The following is a 23,691-nucleotide window of genomic DNA, read 5'->3' as shown; positions in this document are numbered from 1 at the left end:
CCATGCCGCACATCCTGATTGTCGAAGACGAAGCGGCAATAGCCGACACGCTGATCTTTGCCCTGCAAGGCGAGGGCTTCACCACCACCTGGCTGACGCTCGGCCAGGCGGCGCTGGAACATCAGCGCCTGACCCCGGCCGACCTGATCATTCTCGACATCGGCCTGCCGGACATCACCGGCTTTGAAACCTGCAAGCAATTGCGCCGCTTCAGTGAAGTGCCGGTGATGTTCCTCAGCGCACGGGATGCTGAGATCGACCGGGTGGTAGGGCTGGAGATCGGTGCCGACGATTATGTGGTCAAGCCTTTCAGCCCGCGGGAAGTGGCGGCGAGGGTCAGGGTGATTCTCAAGCGGGTCGGCCCGGGTGTGGCGCCAACCCTGTTCCAAGTGGATCTGGAACGCATGCAGATTCTCTATCGCGGCCAACCCTTGAGTCTCACGCGTCATGAGTTCCGCCTGCTGCAAAGTCTGCTGGACCAACCCGAGCGCGTGTTCAGCCGCGAGCAACTGCTGGACGCGGTGGGCGTACCCTTTGATGCCGGTTACGAGCGCAATATCGATAGCCATATCAAGAGTGTGCGCAGCAAACTCAGGAGCGTGGCGGCGGATGCCGAGCCGATCCAGACCCATCGTGGCCTTGGCTATAGCTACAGCCCGAGACACAGCTGATGCGTCTTGGGCTGCGGATTTTCCTGGTGTATGCGCTGTTTATCGGCCTGACCGGCTACTTCGTGCTCAACACCGTGATGAAGGAAATCCGCCCCGGCGTGCGCCAGTCCACCGAAGAAACATTGGTGGACACCGCCAACCTGCTGGCTGAAATCCTGCGTGCAGACGTTAAAAACGGCACCCTCGGCCAGAGCCATTGGCCCGAGCTGCTCAAGGCCTATGGCAACCGTCAGCCGGGTGCGGTGATCTGGGGGCTGCCGAAAAACCAGGTCAACCATCGCATCTACGTGACCGACGCCAAGGGCAGGGTATTGCTCGACTCCAGCGGTGAAGCGGTGGGCCAGGACTATTCGAAATGGAACGACGTGTACCTGACCCTGCGTGGCGAATACGGTGCGCGCTCCACCCGCAGCGATGCAGACGACCCCACCTCATCGGTGATGCACGTGGGGGCGCCGATTCGCGATAACGGCCAGATCATCGGCGTGGTCACGGTGGCCAAGCCCAACAGCTCGTTGCAACCCTACGTGGATCGCACCGAGCGGCGCCTGCTGTGGTACGGCGCCGGGCTGGTCACCCTGGGGCTGCTGCTGGGCGCGCTATTGTCATGGTGGCTGACGGCGGCCCTCAGGCGCCTTACCGCCTATGCCGAAGCCGTGAGCGAGGGCCGCCGCGCCGAGTTGCCGCATTATCGCGGCGGCGAGCTCAAGCAGTTATCCACCGCCGTGGAACACATGCGCACGCAGCTGGAAGGCAAGGCTTACGTAGAGCGCTACGTGCATACGCTGACCCATGAACTGAAGAGCCCGTTGGCGGCGATTCGCGGTGCAGCAGAGCTGTTGCAGGGTGACATGAGCCGCGAGCAGCAGCAGCGGTTTGTCGGCAATATCGACAGCGAAAGTGCGCGCCTGCAACAGTTGATCGAACGCCTGTTGAACCTGGCCCAGGTGGAGCAGCGCCAGGGTCTGGAAGAGCAGTCGAGCATTCCTTTGGCAACGCTGGTTGAAGATGTGCTGAAGGCTCAATGTGCACGAATCGAAGGCGCCGGCTTGCAGGTGGAGCAGGCCATTGCTGGCGATGTGAAGGTGTTTGGTGAGCCCTTCCTGTTGCGCCAGGCCCTGGGCAACCTGCTCGACAATGCTCTGGACTTCACCCCACCCGGCGGCACGCTGCGGTTTAGCGCCCAGGTGCAGCATCACGATGTGCAGGTCAGCCTGTTTAACCAGGCCAAGGCGATTCCCGATTACGCCTTGCCGCGCCTGAGCGAGCGGTTCTACTCGCTGCCACGTCCGGCCAGCGGGCGCAAAAGTACGGGCCTGGGGCTCAACTTTGTCGAGGAGGTGATGAAGCTGCACGGCGGCTCGTTGCAGATCGGCAACGTACCGGGCGGCGTGCAAGCGGTGCTGCATCTCCACACAGTCTCCACATTGCCCACATAAATCTCCCATACCGACTGGGCAGACTCTCCCCATCAAAACAGGGAGAGACCCATGAACCGCAACCTGCTTTTCAAATTGGGCGCGATTGCGCTGCTGATCCTGCTGTTGCTGATTCCATTGTTGATGATCAACGGCATCATCAGCGACCGCCAGCAACTGCGCGACGGCGTACTGATGGACATTGCCCGCAGTTCGAGCTTTGCCCAGCGCCTCACCGGGCCGGTGATGGTGGTGCCGTATCGCAAGACCGTGCGTGAGTGGAAGCTCAATGAAAAGCTCAACAAGCGCTACGAAGAAACCCGTGAAGAACGCGGCCGTCTGTATTTCCTGCCGGACCGGTTTGAGCTCGACGGCAAGGTGCAAACCGAACTGCGTGCGCGGGGCATTTACCAGGCGCGGCTGTTCCATGCCGACAACCGTATCAGCGGGCGTTTCGACTTGCCGGCGCAGTTGGGGATCACCGAAGACTTTGCCGACTACCGCTTTGAGCCGGCGTTTCTGGCGGTGGGCATCAGTGATATTCGTGGTATTGAAAACGCGCTGAAACTGGAGCTGGGTGACCAGCGGCTGGAGTTCTCGCCAGGCTCCCAAGTCGACTGGCTGGGCGAGGGCGTGCATGTGACGCTGCCGGCGCAGGACGGCAAGAAACCCGCCGTGCTGGAGTTCGCCTTCGACCTGCGCCTGCAAGGCACCGAGCAACTGCAAGTGGTGCCGGTGGGCAAGACCAGCCAGGTATCACTGGCGTCCAACTGGCCGCACCCGAGCTTTGTCGGCAACTTCCTGCCGGCTCAACGTGAGGTGACCGACCAGGGCTTCAGCGCCAATTGGCAGACGACATTCTTCTCCACCAACCTCGAACAAGCCCTGCAGAACTGCCTGGACGGGCAAGGCTGTGAAGACTTCAGCAACCGCAGCTTTGGGGTGAACTTCATCGACCCGGTAGACCAGTACCTCAAGAGCGATCGGGCGATCAAATATGCGCTGTTGTTTATCGCCCTGACCTTTGCCGGCTTCTTTCTCTTCGAGGTGCTCAAGAGTCTGGCGGTGCACCCTATCCAGTACGCCCTGGTGGGCGTGGCGCTGGCGTTCTTCTACCTGCTGCTGTTGTCGTTGTCCGAGCATCTGGGCTTTGCCCTGGCCTACCTGATATCCGCCAGCGCCTGTGTGGTGTTGATCGGCTTCTACGTATGCCATGTGCTGCGTAGCGTCGCCCACGGTGTGGGGTTTTCGGCCGGGCTGGCGGCGTTGTATGGCTTGCTGTACGGCTTGCTCAGTGCCGAGGATTACGCACTGTTGATGGGCTCGCTGCTGCTGTTTGGCCTGCTGGGTACGGTGATGGTGCTGACGCGCAAACTGGATTGGTATGGGGTGGGCAAGCGTAAGGTGGGGGAAGTGCAATGATCGGGCTGCGCGAAGATCAGCGGATGAAAGCGAGGATGGTCAACTTCCTCAATCACACCGCCTCTCACTGTAGGAGCGAGCTTGTGGTGGCGAGCAAGCTTGCTTGCGCTGGGGTGCGAAGCGCCCCTGATAAAGCCGGCTCCAGCTGCGCTGTCGAGCGGGAGCAAGCTCCCTCGCCACAACAAACTCGCTCCTGCAGGGGACTGGTCAAACCGGGGGTTGGGTCTGCTGCATCGAAGCCCGCTGGCTGACTTCGGCGTACCAGGCGGCGAGCTTGGGAGTGTCCGAGCGCCACTGAATATCCGGGTGGCGAAAGTCGATATAGCCCAGGGCACAGGCCACGCTGATGGCGGCGACGTCAAAGTGGCTGGCCAGTTCGGCAATGGCGTCCCGCTCCAGCTCGGCGAGGGCGCGGCGGATCTTGTTGCGCTGCTCATCCAGCCAGGGAGCCCAGTGTTTTTCTGGCGGACGCATGGCAGTCTCGTAACGTAGCAGCACGGCGGCATCCATGATGCCGTCAGCCATCGAGGCCAGGGTCAGGCGCCGCCAGCGGGCCGAGCCGTCGCGGGGGATCAACGGGTTGCCGACATGCTGGTGGTCGAGGTAGTCGAGAATCACCCGGCTGTCGTGCAATACCGAACCGTCGGCCAGGCGCAGGGCCGGGATCTTGCCCACGGGGTTGCCTTGCAGCACTTCGGCATCCGGGTTGACCGGCGTGGGCAGGCACGCGTGCAGGGCCACACGATCCTGCTGGCCGGTCTCGATCAGCAGCACGCGCACTTTACGCACGAAGGGCGAAGCGGGGTTGTGGAACAAGGTCATGCTGGGGGCGGACATGGGCATTCCTCTGTAGGAGCGAGCTTGCTCGCGAATAACGCCAACGATAACGCAGCTCGCCTGGTTTAACGCGGTGCTCTCAGGTTTTTCGCGAGCAAGCTCGCTCCTACAGTAGTTTGTAGACGGCAATGGCCGCGGGTATGCCCAGCCCGATCCAACTCAACGAATCCCACCACCCATCGCCCAGCAACGCCGCAAACAACCCGGCGGCACTGAGCAGGCCGATCCCCAGCGGTATGGCAAAGACCTTCCAGAAATTCGACTGCCGTGGCTTCATACCTTGGCCGCCTTGCGCCGTACGATCCATAAGTAAATGCCGCTCACCAGCACGATGATGGTCAGCACATCCAGCACCGCCCACAAAATCTTCATCGGCATGCCGCCGTAATCACCGAAATGCAGGGGTTGGGACATGCCCATGGCATCCATGTACCACGGCCGTTCGGCGATGGCGGTGACGGCCAGGGTGCTGGCGTCGATCAGGACCGGGGTCAGCAAATGGGAGGTCAGGTGGGTGCTGCCCTTCATGAACACGGCGTAGTGATGTTCGCTGGAAAAACGCGTGCCGGGGAAGGCGATAAAGTCTGGCTCCATACCCGGAGCGGCCTTGGCGGCAATGCTCAACAGCTCCGTGGCGGGCGCGCGTTGGGTCAGTGGCGGGGCGTTCTTGTAGGGTTCGATCATGGCGCTGAGGCTGTCCTCGCGCCACGCCGCGATGATCAAGTCGGCGCAGGCGCTGATCACGCCGGTTACCCCCACTACCAGCGCCCAGGTCAAAGTGACCACGCCGATCAGGTTATGCAGGTCGAGCCAGCGCAGGCGAGTGGACTTGTCCTGGCGCACGGTGGCGAACTTCAAGCGACGCATGAAGGGCAGGTACAACACCGTGCCCGAGATAATCGCCAGCACAAACAGAAGGCCCATGAACGCCAGCAACAACTTGCCGGGCAGGCCGGCAAACATATCCACATGCAGGCGCAGCAGGAACAGAGTGAAGCCCCCATTGGCAGACGGCATTTCGACGGTTTCGCCAGTGCGTGCATCGAGCATGAAGGTGTGCGACGAGTTCGGCTCAGTACCGGCTGTGGCCGCCATGATCGCGATCACGCCGTTATTGTCGTCTTCGTCCCAGGCAAGGTACTGCATGGCCTCGCCGGGGCGATGGGCCTGGGCTTTGGCTACAAGCTGCTCAAGGTTGAGCCGGGGCGTATCGGCAGGCATCTGCGCCAGTTCGGGCTCATTGCCCAGCAGGTGGTCGATCTCGTGGTGAAACACCAACGGCAGGCCGGTGAGGGCGAGCAGCAGCAGGAATACGGTGCAGATCAGGCTGGTCCAGGTGTGGATGAAGGACCAGCGGCGGATGGTTTTGCTTTTCATTGTCTAGCCTTCAGATGCACCAAAGCCGCCTTGTTGGGCGGCCTGGTGGTTAGCTCAGCTGATTACCACTGGTAGGTGGCGCTGGCGACGACGCTGCGTTGGTCGCCGAAGTAGCAATAGGAGCCATCACAGGTGGAAATGTAGTCTTTGTTGAACAGGTTGGTCGCGTTCACTTTCACCGATGCGCCCTTGAGGCTGTTGTCCAGGCGACCGAGGTCGTAATGCACGGAGCCGTCGAACACGGTGTAGGCGTTGGCCTTGCCGGCCCAGGTATTGGCTTGGTCGCCATAGGTATTGCCGGTGTAGCGTGCGCCGAAGCCGATACCGAAACCGTCGAGGGCACCGGTGTGCCAGGTGTAGTCGGTCCACAAGGACGCTTGTTGGTTAGGCATCAGTTGCAGGCGGTTGCCTTTGTACTGACCTTTTTGCACCTCGGACTTGGCCAGGGTGTAGGCCGCGATGACCTTGAGGTTTTCGGTCACATCAGACACGGCTTCCAGCTCCAAGCCCTTGACCTTTACTTCTCCGGTCTGGTCGGTCACGGAGGCACCACCGGACTGGAAGCTGGTGACTTGCACGTTCTTCTGGGTCAGGTCGTAGACCGCCGCACTCAGCAGGGTGTTGGAGCCGGGTGGCTGGTATTTGATCCCCAACTCCCACTGCTTGCCTTCCGTCGGCTTGAACGACTGGAGGGGGTCGACGCTGGCGTTGCTCGCAGGCTGGAACGACTCGGCGTACGAGAGGTAGGGGACGAAGCCCGAGTCGAACACATAGCTCAGCGCCGCATTGCCACTGAAATTCTTGCTGCGGTCGGTATTGGTCGCGTCGTTCTTGTTGAAGTAGGTGGTGCCCTGGTGCACCCAGTCTTCACGACCACCAAGAGTCAGGCGCCAGTTGTCCAGGGCCATCTGGTCCTGCACGTAAAGGCCGGTCTGCACGGTTTTCTGGTTGTAATCGTAGAACGCGGTGGAGCGCGCCGGGCGCACGATCGGCTGGCCATAGACCGGGTTAAAGATGTTCGTGGTGCCACCGTCGCCGAAAATCGCCAGGTACGAGGTGTCGGTGCGTTGATGATCCAGGCCCAGCAGCACGGTGTGGGAGATGTCGCCAGTGGCGAAGTCAGCCTGGAAGTTGTTGTCCACCGCGAACTGGCTGATGTCCTCGTCCACATTGGTCGAAGAGCGGCTGATGTCGCCATTGGCATCGGCGGGGGAGAAGGCAAACGAGCCTACCGTCAGTTGCTGGAACGCCAATTCGGATTTGGTGTAGCGCAGGTTCTGCTTGAATTGCCAGGTATCGTTGAAGCGGTGCTCGAACGCGTAGCCCAATGCGTAGTAGGTGCGGTCGTAGAAGTCGTAGTCCGGGTCGCCGAGGTTCTTGTGGTGGGAAACCTCGCCTAGCGGTGATTTGATTTTGGTGCCTTGGATCGGCAGGAACTGGCTGGTCGCCCCGGTATCGTCACGGGTGAACTGTGACAGCAAGGTCAGCTTGGTATCGGTGTCGATATTCCAGGTCAAGCTCGGTGCGATGTTGTACCGCTTGTTGTCGATGTGATCGACCTGGGTACCGGCATCGCGTACCACGCCGCCAACGCTGTAGAGAAACTGGCCCTCATCATCGATCTTGCCAGTGCTTTCGAAATTGATCTGGCGGTAGTTGTCACTGCCGTATTGCATCTGGATGGCGTGGCTCGATTCAGCGCTGGGGCGGCGGCTGACCATATCCAGCAGGCCGCCCGGAGGGGTCTGGCCATAGACTGACGAGGCCGGACCGCGCAGCAGGGCGAGGCGGTCGAGGTTCCAGGTTTCGGCTTTCGGGTTGGCGTACACGCCACGGGGCAGTGGCAGGCCATCAAGGAATTGCGTCGGCTCGAAGCCGCGTACGCGCATCCAGTCGTAACGGGTGTCGCTGCCGTAGCTGGCAGACACGATACCGGGCATGTATTTGACCGCATCGTCGAGGTTCTGCACGTTACGGTCCTGCATTTGCTCGCGGGTGGCTACCGAGATCGAGCGTGGTGCCTCGACCAGCGCGGTATCGGTTTTGGTGCCGGCGGCGGTGCGCTTTGCTACATATCCCTCCACCGGCCCCCAAGCGCTTTCATAGCTGCCTTGGCCGGTGATGTTGGTGGTCGGCAAGGCAACGACGCCTTCCGGGACCGGCATCAGGGTGTAAGTGCCCGCACTGCTCTGCTCCAATTGCAACCCCGTCCCCCGCAACGCTTCCCGCAACGCGCCCTGCGCATCGAACTGGCCTTTGACCGGCGCCGAGGTCTTGCCGGCGGCGAGTGCGGGGTTGAGGGTCAGCGCCAGGCCGGCCTGGCTGGCGATCTGGTTCAGGGTGGTGGCCAGGGGCGCAGCCGACAGGTTATAGGCGCGCACGCTGGAGGCTTGTTCGGCGGCGATCAGCGGGGTGCTGGCGAGCGGGGCGCTGAGGGCGATCGCCATGGCTAACAGGCTGGGGCGCAACAAGGTGTCTAGCGTGCGGGACATAAGGGTGGCTCCTGAATGGAAATATTTCTCAATTGCCTAGGTGCCGAGCGAGAATCGAAAAGTGATAGGGGTGAATGAAAATATTTTTCGCAGGTGTGCTTGAGGGTGTGATCGTTCCCAAGCTCCGCGTGGGAACGCCTCGTGTGACGCTCTGCGTCACGGCCTGGGACGCAGAGCGTCCGGGCTGCATTACCACGCGGAGCGTGGGAACGATCAAGCCTAAGGCTTACCCTTGACGGTCACCCACCACGGCGTGTGCTGCTCGATCTGCACCGGCAAAGTCGGCAACAGCGCATTCAATGCCAACGTGGTGTCGTGCAGCGGGAAACTGCCGGTGATGCGCAGGTCGGCCACGTTCTTATCCACCCCCAGGTAGCCGGTGCGATAGCGCGCCAATTCCTCGATCACATCCCCCAGCCGAGCGTTGTCCACTACCAGCATGCCGCGGGTCCAGGCATCGGTGGCGGGGGTGACGGCCAACAGTGGCCCGAGCCCGTCGCTGCGCATCAGCACTTGCTGGCCCGCCTTGAACACTTGTTCCTGGTGCAGCGCCTCGGGCTGGGCGGCCACGGCAGACTGCAACACACTCAGGCGCGTAGCGTCGTCTTCGCGCTTGACGATAAACCGGGTACCCAGCGCCCGCAGGCTGCCGTCGCGGGTTTGCACGTAGAAAGGGCGCGAATCGTCGTGGCCGGTTTCGACGAGAATTTCGCCTGCCTGCAACACGATCAAGCGGCGTGTTTCGTCGAAGCGCACATCAATGGCGCTGTGGGTGTTGAGGTTTATTCGCGTGCCGTCCGCCAGCTTCAGCGTGCGCTGTTCACCGGTGGCGGTGCGCTGGTCGGCCAGCCAATAGTGAATAGGCACGTAACGCTCACCGGCAAACAGCGCCAGGCCGCACACCAGCACGATACTGGCCAGGCCCCGGCCCAGCTTGAGCACGCGCTGGCGAATGCCGTGGCGCGACTGCAGCAGCGCCGCCCGAGCCGGGCCCGAGGCCACACTGAAACGCTGGTCGAGCATGCCCAACTGGCGCCAGGCGCGAGCGTGTTCCTCATCGCTGGCCAGCCACTTGCTGAACTCTTCCTGTTCCACCGCGCTGCCGTCGCCCGAGTCGAGGGACAGTTGCCAGGCAATCGCGGCATCCAGCACGCGCGACGACACCGGTTTGGAGCCGATCGCGGTCACGACGGCTCGCCATACAGTGCGATGTAGCACTGGCGAATGCCCTGGGCCAGGTATTGGCGCACGCGCGGCACCGAAACCCCCAGGCGCTGGGCGATCTCGGCATGGCCCAGGCCGTCGAGGCGGTTATAGAGGAACGCGGCGCGGGCCTTGCTCGACAACTTGCCGAGCAGGCGGTCGATGGCCTTGAGGTCTTCGAGGATCAGTTGCTGGGCTTCCGGCGAAGGCTGTTCGTTTTCCGGGATCAGCATCAATTCGGTGAGGTAGGCCTGTTCCAGGGCCGCACGACGGAAATAGTCGAACAGCAAACCCTTGGCGATGGCCACCAGGAACGCCCGCGGTTCGCGAGGCTCGCGCAACTCGTCACGGCCCAGCAGGCGCATGAAGGTGTCCTGGCTCAGGTCTTCGGCGCGGCTTGGGCACCCCACGTTGCGTCGCAGCCACGCCAACAGCCAGCCACGGTGGTCGCGATATAACGCACCAACAAGCTCACTGCGTGGGGTATGGACCGACGACAAGGCATCACCGAATAAGGTTTAAACTAACGAGAATTATTCGCGATTGTGTCAGAGGCGTAGGGTGGGCGCAATTGGCGTCTGTCGGGTGATCGTTCCCGCGCTCTGCGTAGGAATGCATCCCGCGATGCTCCGCGTCGGGCGCAAAGCGTTAAAGGGAAGGGGACTGCTTGCGTCGTTTCCATTGGGCCAAACGCTCATACAGCGCCTGGGGCGTATCGATCTGTTGCTGCCGCGCCCGGCTGAACAGGATCAACATCAGCTCCGCCGTCGCCAGTGCATCGGCGCTGGCATGGTGGCGTTCGCCGGCCTGTAGCCTGAAGTGGTTGAGCCAGTCGTCCAGCCCGGCTTCGCGGATATGCGCCTCTGGGCATAACAGCGGGGCCAGGTCTGCTACATCCATGAACGGATGGGCCAGGCGATAACCCAGGCTGTCCTTGAGCGCCCGGCACAGCATGTGTTGATCAAACGGCGCATGGAAGGCCAGCAGCGGACTGTCGCCCACGAACGCCATGAAATCCAGCAACGCCTCGGTCGGGTCGCTGCCAGCGGCGATTGCACTGGGCCCCAGCCCGTGGATCAGCACACTGGGGCTGAGCTTGGTGTCGGTGCGCTGCAGGGTGCGTTCGAACAGTTGGGAGAAATCCACCGCACCGTCTTCGATGACCACGGCGCCGATGGACAGCACCTGGTCGCGGTGAAGGTTCAGGCCGCTGGTTTCCAGGTCCACCACTACCCAGCGCTGGCTGCGCAATGGGCCGTTGCCCACTTCGGCGGGCTTGGGTAACTGTTCCAGGCGCTGCTGTTGCGCAGCGTTGAGCCCAGGTTTTTTGGCACGCAGCCAGCCAAACAAACTCATAGCTGATACCGCAAGCTCAGGCTGCTTTGCAGGCGTTGGGCCTGGCGCAGGGACTCACGCAGGATGCGCCGGTCCAGGTGGTTGAGGCTGTCGGGGTCGACGCGGTTGGAATAGGGCAGGTTCTCGCGGGTCTGCAATTGGTGCTGCTGCATGCGGGTCTGCTGGATAAAGTGGTAGGCCTCTTCATAGGCGGCGCCATCCAGGGGGTCGATCACGGCCTTGTCCACCAACTGGCGCAGGCGTTCCAGGGTGTTGTTGGCGTGGATGCCATTGGCCAGGGCCAACAGGCGCGCGCCATCTACAAAAGGTGTAAGGCCCTGCACCTTGAGGTCGAGGGTGGCCTTTTCGCCATGTTTGCGGGTCAGCACGAACTCGCGGAAACGCCCCACCGGCGGGCGCCGCAGTAGTGCATTTTCGGCCAGCATCCGTTGGAACAAGCGGTTATCCGCCACCTGATCGAGAATGCCCTGACGCAGTTGCTCGCACCCGCGCTCGTCGCCCCATACCACGCGCAAGTCAAAATAGATGCTTGAGCCCAGCAGGTTTTCCGGCGTCGCCTCACGAATGAACGCGCCGAAGCGCCGCGCCCACTCCACGCGGGACAAGCACAGCTCGGGGTTGCCGGCCATGATATTGCCCTTGCACAGGCTGAAGCCGCACAGCGCCAGGCTTTGGTTGATGTGCTGCGCCAGCGGTAGCAAGCGCTCACGCCTTTCGGCGGCTTCGACGGCGTCCTTGGCCTCGAACAGGATGCCGTTGTCCTGGTCGGTGTACAGCGTTTGTTCGCGGCGGCCTTCACTGCCAAAGCACAGCCAACTGAAGGGCACGCCGGGGTCGCCTTTTTCCGCGAGGGTCAGCTCGATCACCCGGCACACGGTGTGGTCGTTGAGCAGCGTAATGATGTGGGTGATCTGGGTGGATGAGGCGCCATGGGCGAGCATGCGCTCCACCAACTGGCCGATTTCACCGCGAATCGCCACCAGGTTTTCCACCCGGGGCGCGTTGCGGATGGTGCGGGCCAAGTGCACCAGGTCCACACGCTGCAAGGAAAACAAGTCACGCTCGGAGACCACGCCACACAGGCGCTGGTCTTGCACCAGGCACACATGGGCGATATGCCGCTCGGTCATGGCGATGGCTGCGTCGAAAGCGCTGTGCTCCGGGCTCAAGTAAAACGGCGCCTGGGTCATGTGCCCGGCAATGCTCTGGCCGAAGTCGCTGGCGCCATCGGCGACCACCTGACGCAGATCGCGCAGAGTGAAGATGCCCAGGGGCGCCTTGTGTTCGTTGACGATCACAATGCTGCCGACCTGTTGTTCGTGCATCAAGGTCACCGCTTCGCGCAACGGTGTGTGCGGGCTGCAGGTGACCGGGTGGCGCATGGCCAATTCACCCAGGCGGGTATTCAAGGAGTATTGGGTGCCGAGGGTTTCCACGGCTTTTTGCTGTACCTGCTGGTTGACCTGGTCGAGCAGGCTGCTGACCCCGCGCAAGGCGAAATCACGAAACGGGCTGGACAGCGCGAACAGCTTGATAAAGGCCGGTTTGTTCAATTGCAGGCAGAAGGTGTCTTCAGCGGCTTTGTGTTCTGTACGGGTCGCGCGCTCACCCAGCAAGGCGGCGAGGGGGAAGCATTCGCCGGTGGCGATTTCAAAGGTGGTGTCCGCCGAGTCTGGACGCTCACCCACGACCCGGCCCTGCTTGACGATATAAAAGTGCTCGACCGGGCCGCCCGACGGTTTGAGGATGCTGTCGCCGGGGCCGTAGAAACGCAGTTGGCACTGCTCCACCAGGAAAGCCAGGTGCGCCTGTTCCATCTGGTTGAACGGCGGGAAGCGTTGCAGGAATTGCAGGGTGCCGTGGATGTTCTGCAACACAGCGGTTTTACCCGCCTGTGCGAATGCATCAGCTTTACTCATAACAGTGACCGCAGTGTTTTTGTCGTTATCGTGCTGCATGGTCGACTCCTGCGCAGTGGGTGCCCATTGGACGTAAGTCTAGGTCGAGGAGTACCGCGCAAAACTAGGGAAAAACCTTACATGACAATCGTCCAAAACCCGTAGAAAGCCCACTAGGCAAACTTTCCGACGAAGTGCACATTGTTCGCCCTTCCGCAGATGTCTGACGAGTGTGCTGGGAGATTGATGAGAACTGCTGAGAAACGTATGTCCGACCACGATATTTTGAGTGATGCCGAGCGCGAGGCGCTGAGCGCCGTGATGCTGGAGCCCGATTTACCCCCCCAACGCGTTTTGATCGTGGACGACGACAAGGACGCGCGTGAATTGCTGGCGGAAATCCTTGGGCTCGATGGTATTCGCTGCATGACTGCCGAAAGTGGCGAGGCTGCGTGGGATTTGTTGAAGACGAGCAGTTCCATCGGTTTGCTGATCACCGACCTGCGCATGGCGCCCAGCAATGGCCTGGAATTGATCCGCCAGGTGCGTGAGTCCACCCGTGCGGCGTTGCCGATCATCATCATGTCTGGAGACGCGGAAGCGCCGGATGTGATTGATGCGATGCATTTGAGCGTGGTGGATTTCTTGCTCAAGCCGATTGATAGCGTGAAGTTGGCGAAGTTGGTGAAGCGGGAGTTGGGGATGGTGCCCTGAGTGTGGGGTGACTGGCCTGGCCTCTTCGCGGGCAAGCCCGGCTCCCACATTTGAAATGCACTCCCTGTGGGAGCTGGCTTGCCTGCGATTCAGGCAACGCGGTCTAACTGACACTGATAAAAAAGCCCCGATCTTTCGATCAGGGCTTTTTCCATTACAGGCCGTTCTTGGCCTTGAACTCCCGACGCCTGCGGTGCAACACCGGCTCGGTATAGCCATTAGGCTGCTTGGTCCCTTCAATCACCAACTCCACCGCTGCCTGGAATGCGATGTTGCTGTCGAAGTCCGGAGCCAGTGGGCGGTACAACGCATCCCCGGCATTCTGGCGGTCTACCACGGGCGCCATGCGCTTGAGGCTTTCCATCACCTGGTCTTCGTTGACAATGCCGTGGCGCAGCCAGTTGGCGATGTGCTGGCTGGAAATACGCAGGGTGGCGCGGTCTTCCATCAGGCCGACATCGTTGATGTCCGGCACCTTGGAGCAGCCCACACCCTGGTCGATCCAACGCACCACATAGCCGAGGATGCCCTGGGCGTTGTTGTCCAGCTCGTTGCGGATCTCTTCCTCGGACCAATCGGTGTTGCTGGCCAGAGGAATGGTGAGGATATCGTCCACCGAAGCGCGCTCGCGTTTGGCCAGCTCGGCCTGACGGGCGAACACATCAACCTTGTGGTAGTGCAACGCATGCAGGGCCGCGGCGGTCGGCGACGGTACCCAGGCGGTGTTGGCGCCGGCCAACGGGTGGGCGATTTTCTGCTCGAGCATCGCCGCCATCAGGTCGGGCATGGCCCACATGCCTTTACCGATCTGTGCACGACCTTGCAGGCCGGTGCTCAGGCCGATATCGACGTTCCAGTTCTCATAGGCGCCGATCCACTTTTCTGCCTTCATGGCCGCCTTGCGCACCATCGCGCCGGCTTCCATGGAGGTGTGGATTTCATCGCCAGTGCGGTCGAGGAAACCGGTGTTGATAAACACCACGCGCTCGCTGGCCGCCTTGATGCAGGCCTTGAGGTTGACCGTGGTGCGGCGCTCCTCGTCCATGATCCCGACCTTGAGGGTGTTGCGCGCCAAGTTCAGCACCTCTTCGATGCGACCGAACAGTTCGTTGGTGAACGCGGCTTCTTCCGGGCCGTGCATCTTCGGTTTCACGATGTATACGGAACCGGTGCGGCTGTTCTTGCGGGTGTTGTTGCCGTTGAGGCTGTGGATCGCCGCCAGGCTGGTGATCAGGCCGTCGAGGATGCCTTCGGGTACTTCGTTGCCGTCTTTATCGAGGATCGCGTCGATGGTCATCAAGTGACCAACGTTGCGCACGAACAACAGCGAACGGCCGTGCAGGGGCACGTCGCTGCCATCCACGCCGGTGTAGACGCGGTCAGGGTTCATGGTGCGGGTGAAGGTCTGGCCGCCCTTGGCCACTTCTTCGGCCAGGTCGCCCTTCATCAGGCCGAGCCAGTTGCGGTAGATCACCACTTTGTCATCGGCGTCGACGGCGGCGACGGAGTCTTCGCAGTCCATGATGGTGGTCAGCGCGGCTTCCATCAGCACGTCTTTGACGCCTGCGGCGTCGGTTTGGCCGACTGGGGTGCTGGCGTCGATCTGGATTTCGAAGTGCAGGCCATTGTGCTTGAGCAGGATCGCAATCGGCTCGGCCGCAGGGCCCTGGAAACCGATCAACTGGGCATCGTCACGCAGGCCGCTGTTGCTGCCGCCTTTGAGGCTGACGATCAGCTTGCCATCGACGATTTTGTAGCCGGTGGAATCGACATGGCTGCCGGCGCTGAGCGGTGCGGCCTCGTCGAGGAAAGCGCGGGCGAAGGCAATGACCTTGTCGCCACGCACTTTGTTATAGCCCTTGCCCTTCTCGGCGCCGTTGGCTTCGCTGATGGCGTCGGTGCCATAGAGCGCGTCGTACAGCGAGCCCCAGCGCGCATTCGAGGCGTTGAGGGCGAAGCGGGCGTTCATCACCGGCACGACCAGCTGTGGGCCGGCCATGCGTGCGATCTCATCATCGACGTTTTGGGTCGAGGCCTCAAAGTCTGCGGCTTCTGGCAACAGGTAGCCGATGTCTTGCAGGAAGGCTTTGTAGGCCACCGGGTCATGGGCCTGGCCGGCGTGGGTCTGGTGCCAGGTATCGATCCGCGCCTGGAAGTCGTCGCGTTTGGCGAGTAGGGCTTTGTTCTTCGGGGCCAGGTCATGGATGACCTTGTCGGCACCGGCCCAGAACTGGTCGGCAGTGATGCCGGTACCGGGAATGGCTTCGTTGTTCACGAAGTCGAACAGGACTTTGGCGACCTGCAGGCCACCGACTTGAACGTGTTCAGTCATTGCTTGCCTCACTCTGCGGAGCTTATGCGCTTTTTCAGATTTTCATTATGTAGTGCACGGTTGGGCATACTACATGATGACTTGCGGTTGTGAAAATTAGACTAAATACGTCGTTTAGCGACCCACTTTGGTCGTACGGTCACAGCGGAGAACAGGATGTTCTCAAAAAACTATTGGATTGTTCCAGATAAATATCAAAATGGTACACGATTTGTCTGTGAGAGCTGGCTTGCCTGGGATGGACGTTAACGATCACGCGTACCTTCTGGATATACGCGGCATGTCTATAATCGAGGATCAACCAACCGAGGGACTGCGCCATGGACCATCTTGTACTCACTATTATCGCCGCCGACAAACCCGGCCTGGTTGAACGCATCGCGCAGAACATTGCCAGTCATGGTGGTAACTGGCTGGAAAGCCGCATGGCGCACATGGCCGGGCAGTTTGCCGGGATCCTGCGGGTGAGCGTGCCGAGCGAGCAGCGACAGGCATTGGTGGGGGCATTGGAGGATTTATCCACCCATGGCATTCGCGTGTTGGTGGGTGAGGGCAGCAGCGGGCAGGCATCGGCGTCCAAGCCGATCCTGATGACCCTGGTGGGCAATGACCGCTCGGGCATCGTGCGTGAGATCACCGCGCTGCTGAGCCAGCAGGGCGTCAACCTGGAACGCCTGAGCACCGATGTGCGCCCGGCGCCCATGAGCGGTGATCCGCTGTTCAATGCCGAGGCGTTGTTGCAAGTGCCGGCCACGCTGTCGCTGGAAACCCTGCAAGAGGCTTTGGAAACCTTGGCCGATGATTTGATGGTGGAGTTGCGTCAGGAGGAATAACGATCCACAAGGTTATGCAGGGAAATCTTGCATGGGCCTGTGGATAACCTGTAGAGACCCGACGCCAGGCCACGCCCGCCGGCCTTCTGCGTAAGTTGAGCAAAAAACGAGCAGTTTCAAGGGCTTGTGCACAAATGGCGGGGATCAGGTTGTGGATAACCTTTGGGTGGAACGCTGCAAGCCACGAAAGCCGTGGCTTGCAGAGGTTTGTACGTTATTTGATCAGCGTTTGCGCACGGTCAGCCAGGCATCCAGGCTGTACACCACCAACCCGGCCCAGATGAAGGCGAAGGCGATCAGGGTGCTCGGCGCCAGGTGTTCACCGAACAACAGCACGGCTTCGAGCAACACCAGCGTCGGCGCCACATACTGCAAAAAGCCCAGGGCGGTGTAGGGCAAGTGCCGTGCAGCGGCGTTGAAGCACACCAGGGGAATCAGCGTCACCGGGCCTGCGGCCACCAGCCACCAGGCCTCGGAGGTGCTCCAGAACGCCAGTTGCGCGCTGTGGGCGGTCGGGTTGAACAGCAACCAGGCGACGGCAATGGGTACCAGCATCCAGGTTTCCACCACCAGGCCTGGCAGCGCCTTGACCGGCGCCTGCTTGCGGATCAAACCGTAGAAGCCGAACGTCAACGCCAGCGCCAGCGACACCCACGGCAGGCTACCGACTTGCCACACCTGCTGCGCCACACCTACCGCTGCCAACCCCACCGCCACCCATTGCAAACGGCGCAGTCGCTCGCCGAGGATCAGCATGCCCAGCAGCACATTCACCAGCGGATTGATGTAGTAACCCAGGCTCGCTTCGAGCATGCGCCCGGTGTTCACCGACCACACATAAGTCAGCCAGTTAGCGGCGATCAACGAACCGCTGAGAGCCAGGATCGCCAGGCGCTTGGGGTTGTCGCGCAGTTCGCGAAACCAGCCGGGATGTTTCCACACCATCAGCAACAGCCCACCGAACAGTGCCGACCACAATACGCGGTGCACAATGATCTCGGCGGCGGGCACGCTGGCGATGGCTTTGAAGTAGAGCGGGAATAGACCCCAGATGACATAGGCGCTCAGGCCCAGGATGTACCCCTTGCGGGGGTTGGCGGCTTGCATTGCAGAATCCTTGCTCAGGCAGCTAACAAAGCGCAATTGTAAGGATATTTGTCAGACAACGCTCGTTCCCACGCTCTGCGTGGTAACGCCGCCTTGGACGCTCTGCGTCTGCTCTTAAATCGTGACGCGGAGCGTCACAGGATGCGCGCCCATGCAGAGCGTGGGCGCGATGATGGAACGCGTTCAGAAGAGTTTTAGCGGCTCTTCATTGAGCGCCGACAGTTGCTCACGCAACGCCAGCACCTGGTCGCCCCAATACCGCTCGCTGCCAAACCACGGAAAGCTATGGGGAAACGCCGGGTCGTCCCAGCGTCGTGCGAGCCAGGCACTGTAGTGCATCAGGCGCAGGGCGCGCAGCGGCTCGATCAGCGCCAGTTCGCGCGGGTCGAAGTCGTGGAATTCCTGATAGCCGTCCATCAGTTCCGAGAGCTGGCCGAGGCATTCCTGGCGGTCGCCAGCCAGCATCATCCACAGGTCTTGCACCGCCGGGCCCATGCGGCAGTCATCCAGGTCGACGATATGGAACATCTCGTCGCGGCACATCATGTTGCCGGGGTGGCAGTCACCGTGCATGCGGATGTTCTTGTGCGGCGTGGCCTTGTAAACCTCTTCCACACGCTTGAGCAGGTCGCGGGCCACGGACTCGTAGGCCGGCAACAGGCTTTTGGGAATGAAGTTGCCTTCAAGCAAGGTGGTGAGGGAGTCGTGACCGAAATTCTTCACCCCCAGGGCTTCGCGGTGTTCGAACGGGCGGGTGGAGCCCACCGCGTGCAAACGCCCCAGCAGTTGCCCGAGCCGGTAAAGCTGATCGAGGTTGCCCGGCTCCGGCGCGCGGCCGCCACGGCGCGGAAACAGGGTGAAGCGGAAACCTGCGTGTTCGAACAGGCTCTCGCCGTTGTGGATCAATGGGGCGACCACCGGTACATCGCACTCGGCCAGTTCGAAGGTGAAGCGGTGTTCTTCGAGGATCGCCTCGTTTGTCCAGCGCTGGGGGCGATAGAACTTGGCGATCAGCGGTTCGGCGTCTTCGATGCCCACTTGGTACACGCGGTTTTCGTAGCTGTTGAGCGCCAGAACCCGCGCGTCGCTGAGGAAACCGATGCTTTCGACGGCGTCGAGCACCAGGTCTGGGGTGAGTGTTTCAAACGGGTGGGCCATGCGAACTCCTGCGCGCAGCAGGGCGCCGCGTCCGGCCGGGTATGGTAACAGCATAGATAGGCGGTGGCTGTGCGGACGCCTTCGCAGGCAAGCCAGCTCCCACACTGGCATGTATTTACACATCGAGATGTGGGAGCTGGCTTGCCTGCGATAGCGGTCTATCAGGCGCCTACGATCCCGCCATCATCCCGCCGAATCGCCATCACCGACGACCGCGGTTTGCCATTGGGCAGGTGTTCCGGCCAGGTCGAGCCACCGGTTTCCCCTGGGTGCTGAATGCCCACGAACAATGTTTTCTGGTCCGGCGAAAAGCTGATCCCCGTCACTTCACACGCCACCGGCCCCACCATGAAGCGACGGATTTCTCCAGTGCTCGGGTCGGCGCACAGCATCTGGTTATTGCCCATGCCCGCAAAGTCGCCGGCGTTGCTGTAGTCGCCATCGGTCAGGATCCACAGGCGCCCGGCTTTGTCGAAGCCCAGGCCGTCGGGGCTGTTGAACATGTTTTGCGGGTTGATGTTGGACGAGCCGCCCTTGGGGTTGCCGGCATGCACGCCGGGGTTGCCGGCCACCACGAACAGGTCCCAGGTGAAGTCCGTGGCACCGTGGTTATCGGCGTCGGCTTTCCAGCGCAGGATCTGGCCGTAGACGTTCTTCTCCCGTGGGTTGGGGCCGCCTACCGGCTGGCCCTCTTCGCCGCGCTTGGCGTTGTTGGTCAGGGTGCAATAGACCTGGCCGTCGGTGGGGCTGACCACGATCCATTCCGGGCGGTCCATGCGTGTGGCTTTCACCACGCTGGCGGCCAGGCGCGCATGAATCAGCACCTCGGCCTGGTTGGCGAAACCGCTGCTGGCGTCGATGCCGTTTTTGCCATGGGTGAGTTCAACCCACTGGCCTTTGCCCTTGGGGTGGTCGGCATCACCGTCGCCTGCGTCGAAGATCGCCACGTACAAGGTGCCGTGGTCGAGCAGGTCTTTGTTGGCCTTAGGGTTGTTGTGGTTGATCTGATCGCGGCTGATGAACTTGTAGATGAATTCACCGCGTTCATCGTCGCCCATGTACACCACGGCGCGACCGTCACGGGTTTCGGCGAGGGCCGCGTTTTCGTGTTTGAAGCGCCCCAGGGCCGTGCGTTTGACTGGCGTGGATTGCGGATCGAACGGGTCGATTTCCACCACCCAACCATGGCGATTGAGTTCGTTGGGGTTCTTAGCCATGTCAAAGCGCGGGTCGTGCTGATGCCAGTTGATGTCTTTGCTGGCGGCCACCACGCCGTAGCGCTTCTGCCCTGCGTCGAAGGTTTGCTGCGGGTTGCTGCTGCCGAAGCAGTCGGTGAAGTTTTCTTCGCAGGTCAGGTAGGTGCCCCACGGCGTCTTGCCGTTGGCGCAGTTCTGGAACGTGCCGAGGACTTTTTTGCCGCTCTTGTCGGCGCCGGTTTTCAGCCAGTCATGGCCGGCGGCAGGGCCACTCAAACGAATCGGTGAATTGCCGTGGATGCGCCGGTTGTAGCGCGAATCCTGGACGAACTGCCAGGTGTCACCCTTGCGGCGCACTTCGATCACCGACACGCCTTCGCTGGCCAGGGCCTTGCGCACGTCTTCGGCAGATTGTGGCGCGCCGCCGTGGGCGTAGAGGTAGCGATAGTTGGTGTATTCGTTGTTGATCGCCATCAGCGCGCGGTTGTCGTCACCGGGGAATGGAAACAGGCTCATGCCGTCGTTGTTGTCGCCGAACTGTTGTTCCTGAGCCTTGGCGGTGCCATGGCCGGACGGGTCGAAAGCCGGGGCGTTCTTGTGCAGGGGCTGGCCCCAACTGATCAACACCGAAGCACTGTAGCCCGGTGGCAGGGTGATGGTGTCGCTGGTGGCGGCGGCGATGCTGGTGAACCCCAGCAACGGGCTGGCGGTAGCGGCATTCACGGCCAGGGCGCTGCGGCTCAGCAGGTTGCCGCCGAGGAACATCGCGGCGCCGCACAGGGCGCCTGCGCCGATAAAGCGACGGCGGGTCAGGCCCACCATCTGTTCAAGGTCGGTGGCTTGGTTTTCTTCTAATAGGCTCATCACAGGCTCCTTAAGGTTTTTGCAGACACCTTAAGCAGCGCTTGTGACCGAATTGTTGCAGCTTGAAGACGCGCGCCCGTTACACCGGGGTGCCAAGCAATACATGGCTGGGTGCAAACTGCACGCGGATTGGCTGGCCCTGCGCTGCATTAATGGCCTTGAGTGCGACGGGCGGCGCCAGCGCGCACAACACTTGGCCGTTGGCTAGGGCAATACGCACCTCGCTGGGGCCGTCGTCGGCGGCGAGAATGGTCTCGATCCTGCCTTCCAGGCAATTGTGTCCAAGTGTTTCAGCTTGTCCGTCCGCCAGTAATTCAAGCCACCCGGCCTTGATCAGGGCCACTACTTCCACACCGGTCTGCAGCTCCAGGCGCAGGGTGCTGTCGTGGGTGATCTGTGCGTCGAGGTGCAGGCCGCCGGCCAATTGCAGGCGGATCATGTCGTTGTGGCCATGGCTCTCTATGGTGCTGACCTGGCCGTGCAATTGGTTGCGCGCGCTGGTGCGCAGCATCAAGCGGCCCAGCAGGTTGAAGTCGCTGGCCGCTTCGTCCGAGCCAAGGATCTCGGCCTGAAGCAGTTGCAGGCGCTGATAGAGGCGCAGCACCCGTTCGCCTTCCTGAGTCAGTTTGGCGCCGCCACCGCCCTTGCCACCGATGCTGCGTTGCACCAGCGGTTTTTGCGCCAGGTTGTTCAGTTCATCAATGGCGTCCCAGGCGGCCTTGTAACTCAACCCGGCACTCTTGGCCGCACGGGTGATGGAGCCCTGCTCGGCGATATGCCCCAGCAAGGCAATACGCTGGGGGCGGCGGATGATGTGTTGGCTGAGAGGGCTGGGCACAGACATGGCAGATACGCTTGGGTGAGATGCGCCGACGTTGCCGCGCTGGCGCAGGGGAGTCAAGTCAGCTGCCGGGTTTGGGCGTACGGGCCAGGCAATACACATCCACCTGGCGCGCGCCGGCGTTTATCAACAAGCGCGCCAGGCTGTGGGCCGTGGCGCCGGTGGTGAGGACGTCGTCTACCAGCGCCAGATGTTGCCCTGCAACCTGGATGCCGGGGGCCAGTGCGAAGGCGTTGAGCAGGTTGCGTTTGCGCGTCTTGGCATCGAGGTCTTGCTGCGCCACGGTTTCATGGGGGCGTAAGAGCGCGTGTTCATCAAAGGGAATGTCGAGGGTGTGATTGAGCCAGCGGGCCAGCATCAACGCTTGATTAAAGCCGCGTTCGCGCAGGCGTTTGCGCGCCATGGGCACCGGTAGCAGGCAGTCGGGGCGCTCCAGTTCGGCGTTATCGAAGCGATGTTGCAAGTGCTGCCCCAGCAGGCGCGCCAGCAAGTGCCCTAGCGGCCAACGCGCCTGATGCTTGAAGCGGCTGATCAAGGTGTCCACGGGAAAACTGTAGGTCCATGGCGCGACCACCTGGTGAAAGGCCGGTGGCTGTTTTTGGCACTGGCCGCAGAGCAGTCCGTCCATGGGTAAGGGCAGTGCGCAGCGTTCGCACTGTTCCATCAGCCATGGCAATTCTGTTTCGCAGGCGCTGCACAGGGGCTCGTCTGATTCGATGCACTCATCGCAGATCAAACAGGTCTGTATGCTTTTTAACCAGATGTAAACTTGGTGTTTGTGCTCAGGTTGACAGTGCATGAATCTTCCTTAAATATGCCGAGCATCCGTGTCGTGCCTGTGGGTATTGCCTTTCCCGCAGCGCTTGCCAAAGCATAATCAAGGAATCGCCCATGAGCGCCAGCACCTCTGCCACCCTGCGTCACGATTGGTCTTTAGCTGAAGTCAAAGCCCTGTTCGTGCAGCCCTTCAACGACCTGTTGTTCCAGGCGCAGACCGTGCACCGCGCGCATTTCGACGCCAACCGCGTGCAAGTGTCGACGCTGCTGTCGATCAAGACCGGCGCCTGCCCGGAAGATTGCAAATATTGTCCGCAGTCGGGCCACTACAACACTGGCCTGGAAAAAGAGAAGCTGATGGAGGTGCAGAAGGTCCTCGAAGAGGCCGCACGTGCCAAGGCCATCGGCTCGACGCGTTTCTGCATGGGCGCGGCATGGAAACATCCGTCGGCCAAAGACATGCCCTATGTGCTGGAAATGGTCAAAGGCGTGAAGGCCATGGGCCTGGAAACCTGCATGACTCTCGGTCGCCTTGACCAGGACCAGACCGAAGCCCTGGCCCAGGCCGGCCTGGACTACTACAACCACAACCTCGACACCTCGCCGGAGTTCTACGGCTCGATCATCACCACCCGCACCTACAGCGAGCGCCTGCAAACCCTGGCGTACGTGCGTGACTCGGGGATGAAGATCTGTTCGGGCGGCATCCTTGGCATGGGCGAGTCTCTCGACGACCGCGCCAACTTGCTGATCCAGTTGGCCAACCTGCCGGAGCATCCGGAGTCGGTGCCGATCAACATGCTGGTGAAAGTGGCGGGCACGCCGTTGGAAAACGCCGATGACATCGACCCCTTCGATTTCATCCGCATGCTGGCGGTGGCGCGCATCCTGATGCCGCAGTCCCACGTGCGCCTGTCGGCTGGCCGCGAAGCCATGAATGAGCAGATGCAGGCCCTGGCCTTTTTTGCCGGCGCCAACTCGATCTTCTACGGCGACAAACTGCTGACCACCGCCAACCCCCAGGCTGACAAGGACATGCAACTGTTCGCACGCCTGGGCATCCTGCCCGAAGCCCGTGAAGAGCATGCCGATGAAGTGCACCAGGCGGCGATCGAGCAGGCGTTGGTGGAGCAAAAGAGCAGCGAGCAGTTCTACAACGCTGTGGTGTAACCACCTTTGGAATGCATTCCAGCTC

The 23,691-nt window shown here is 61.5% G+C and carries 20 protein-coding genes; 6 read left to right on the top strand and 14 right to left on the bottom strand.

Annotated features, from left to right (window positions below; genetic code table 11):
• Positions 1–2 precede the first annotated feature (2 nt).
• Genes creB through creD form a run of 3 tightly spaced genes read left to right on the top strand, consistent with a single transcriptional unit; the run spans position 3 to position 3,511 of the window.
• Entirely contained in the window at positions 3–671 is a 669-nt protein-coding gene (gene creB, locus AC1RAC_RS20390) for a two-component system response regulator CreB (RefSeq protein WP_054896765.1), read from the top strand.
• On the top strand, positions 671–2,110 hold the full coding sequence (gene creC, locus AC1RAC_RS20385; RefSeq protein WP_294138534.1) for a two-component system sensor histidine kinase CreC: 1,440 nt from the start codon (positions 671–673) through the stop codon (positions 2,108–2,110). Before creB ends, creC begins: the two co-directional genes overlap by 1 nt.
• 51 nt (positions 2,111–2,161) lie before the next feature.
• Entirely contained in the window at positions 2,162–3,511 is a 1,350-nt protein-coding gene (gene creD / locus AC1RAC_RS20380; RefSeq protein WP_252949297.1) for a cell envelope integrity protein CreD, read from the top strand.
• A gap of 207 nt (positions 3,512–3,718) precedes the next feature.
• Here the strand turns inward: creD and AC1RAC_RS20375 are convergent, their stop codons facing one another.
• From AC1RAC_RS20375 to AC1RAC_RS20340, 8 genes are all read right to left on the bottom strand, one after another.
• A complete protein-coding gene (locus AC1RAC_RS20375; RefSeq protein WP_069868812.1) occupies positions 3,719–4,348 on the bottom strand; it encodes a glutathione S-transferase in 630 nt (209 codons plus the stop codon).
• Positions 4,349–4,454: 106 nt separating this feature from the next.
• Complete coding sequence (locus AC1RAC_RS20370; protein WP_087149549.1) at positions 4,455–4,625, bottom strand: hypothetical protein; 171 nt, start codon at positions 4,623–4,625, stop codon at positions 4,455–4,457.
• Positions 4,622–5,725, bottom strand: coding sequence for a PepSY-associated TM helix domain-containing protein (locus AC1RAC_RS20365; protein WP_034128863.1), 1,104 nt, complete (start codon positions 5,723–5,725; stop codon positions 4,622–4,624). The genes AC1RAC_RS20370 and AC1RAC_RS20365 overlap by 4 nt, the downstream gene beginning before the upstream one ends.
• A 62-nt stretch (positions 5,726–5,787) precedes the next feature.
• The gene (locus AC1RAC_RS20360) at positions 5,788–8,217 is read right to left on the bottom strand and encodes a TonB-dependent siderophore receptor (protein WP_089041446.1); all 2,430 of its coding nucleotides are present in this window, start codon (positions 8,215–8,217) and stop codon (positions 5,788–5,790) included.
• Between the two features lie 219 nt (positions 8,218–8,436).
• Complete coding sequence (locus tag AC1RAC_RS20355; RefSeq protein ID WP_236452391.1) at positions 8,437–9,405, bottom strand: FecR domain-containing protein; 969 nt, start codon at positions 9,403–9,405, stop codon at positions 8,437–8,439.
• On the bottom strand, positions 9,402–9,920 hold the full coding sequence (locus AC1RAC_RS20350) for an RNA polymerase sigma factor (RefSeq protein ID WP_073525848.1): 519 nt from the start codon (positions 9,918–9,920) through the stop codon (positions 9,402–9,404). Before AC1RAC_RS20350 ends, AC1RAC_RS20355 begins: the two co-directional genes overlap by 4 nt.
• Positions 9,921–10,068: 148 nt before the next feature.
• A complete protein-coding gene (locus AC1RAC_RS20345; protein WP_181124740.1) occupies positions 10,069–10,776 on the bottom strand; it encodes a 3'-5' exonuclease in 708 nt (235 codons plus the stop codon).
• Positions 10,773–12,695 carry a putative nucleotidyltransferase substrate binding domain-containing protein gene (locus tag AC1RAC_RS20340; RefSeq protein ID WP_492616942.1) on the bottom strand — a complete coding sequence of 641 codons (1,923 nt, stop codon included), beginning with the start codon at positions 12,693–12,695 and terminating at the stop codon, positions 10,773–10,775. The genes AC1RAC_RS20345 and AC1RAC_RS20340 overlap by 4 nt, the downstream gene beginning before the upstream one ends.
• Before the next feature lie 246 nt (positions 12,696–12,941).
• Here AC1RAC_RS20340 and AC1RAC_RS20335 point away from each other — a divergent pair, with 246 nt between their 5' ends.
• Entirely contained in the window at positions 12,942–13,388 is a 447-nt protein-coding gene (locus tag AC1RAC_RS20335; protein WP_019817416.1) for a response regulator, read from the top strand.
• 154 nt (positions 13,389–13,542) lie between these two features.
• On the opposite strand, the gene AC1RAC_RS20330 is transcribed toward AC1RAC_RS20335, so the two are convergent.
• Entirely contained in the window at positions 13,543–15,720 is a 2,178-nt protein-coding gene (locus tag AC1RAC_RS20330) for a malate synthase G (protein ID WP_492616935.1), read from the bottom strand.
• 320 nt (positions 15,721–16,040) lie between these two features.
• On the opposite strand from AC1RAC_RS20330, the gene AC1RAC_RS20325 reads away from it, so the two are divergent.
• Complete coding sequence (locus tag AC1RAC_RS20325) at positions 16,041–16,553, top strand: glycine cleavage system transcriptional repressor (RefSeq protein WP_003194815.1); 513 nt, start codon at positions 16,041–16,043, stop codon at positions 16,551–16,553.
• A 222-nt stretch (positions 16,554–16,775) separates the two neighbouring features.
• Here the strand turns inward: AC1RAC_RS20325 and rarD are convergent, their stop codons facing one another.
• The 5 genes from rarD to AC1RAC_RS20300 all read right to left on the bottom strand — a co-directional run bounded on the left by rarD (position 16,776) and on the right by AC1RAC_RS20300 (position 22,518).
• Entirely contained in the window at positions 16,776–17,660 is an 885-nt protein-coding gene (gene rarD, locus AC1RAC_RS20320) for an EamA family transporter RarD (RefSeq protein WP_034128856.1), read from the bottom strand.
• 183 nt (positions 17,661–17,843) lie between these two features.
• Positions 17,844–18,818 carry a serine/threonine protein kinase gene (locus AC1RAC_RS20315; protein WP_034128855.1) on the bottom strand — a complete coding sequence of 325 codons (975 nt, stop codon included), beginning with the start codon at positions 18,816–18,818 and terminating at the stop codon, positions 17,844–17,846.
• A gap of 161 nt (positions 18,819–18,979) precedes the next feature.
• On the bottom strand, positions 18,980–20,878 hold the full coding sequence (locus tag AC1RAC_RS20310; RefSeq protein ID WP_072445560.1) for a PhoX family protein: 1,899 nt from the start codon (positions 20,876–20,878) through the stop codon (positions 18,980–18,982).
• Between the two features lie 79 nt (positions 20,879–20,957).
• On the bottom strand, positions 20,958–21,722 hold the full coding sequence (locus tag AC1RAC_RS20305) for a TOBE domain-containing protein (RefSeq protein WP_072445559.1): 765 nt from the start codon (positions 21,720–21,722) through the stop codon (positions 20,958–20,960).
• 58 nt (positions 21,723–21,780) lie between these two features.
• A complete protein-coding gene (locus AC1RAC_RS20300) occupies positions 21,781–22,518 on the bottom strand; it encodes a ComFC family protein (RefSeq protein WP_072445558.1) in 738 nt (245 codons plus the stop codon).
• Positions 22,519–22,610: 92 nt separating this feature from the next.
• Here AC1RAC_RS20300 and bioB point away from each other — a divergent pair, with 92 nt between their 5' ends.
• Positions 22,611–23,666 (top strand): biotin synthase BioB, encoded by a 1,056-nt coding sequence (gene bioB, locus AC1RAC_RS20295; RefSeq protein WP_014720209.1) that lies wholly within the window; start codon positions 22,611–22,613, stop codon positions 23,664–23,666.
• The last annotated feature ends 25 nt before the right edge of the window (positions 23,667–23,691 follow it).

It is taken from the genome of Pseudomonas sp. GW823-FHT02F05 (assembly GCF_058797315.1).
This window is presented reverse-complemented; position numbering and strand designations above follow the sequence as displayed.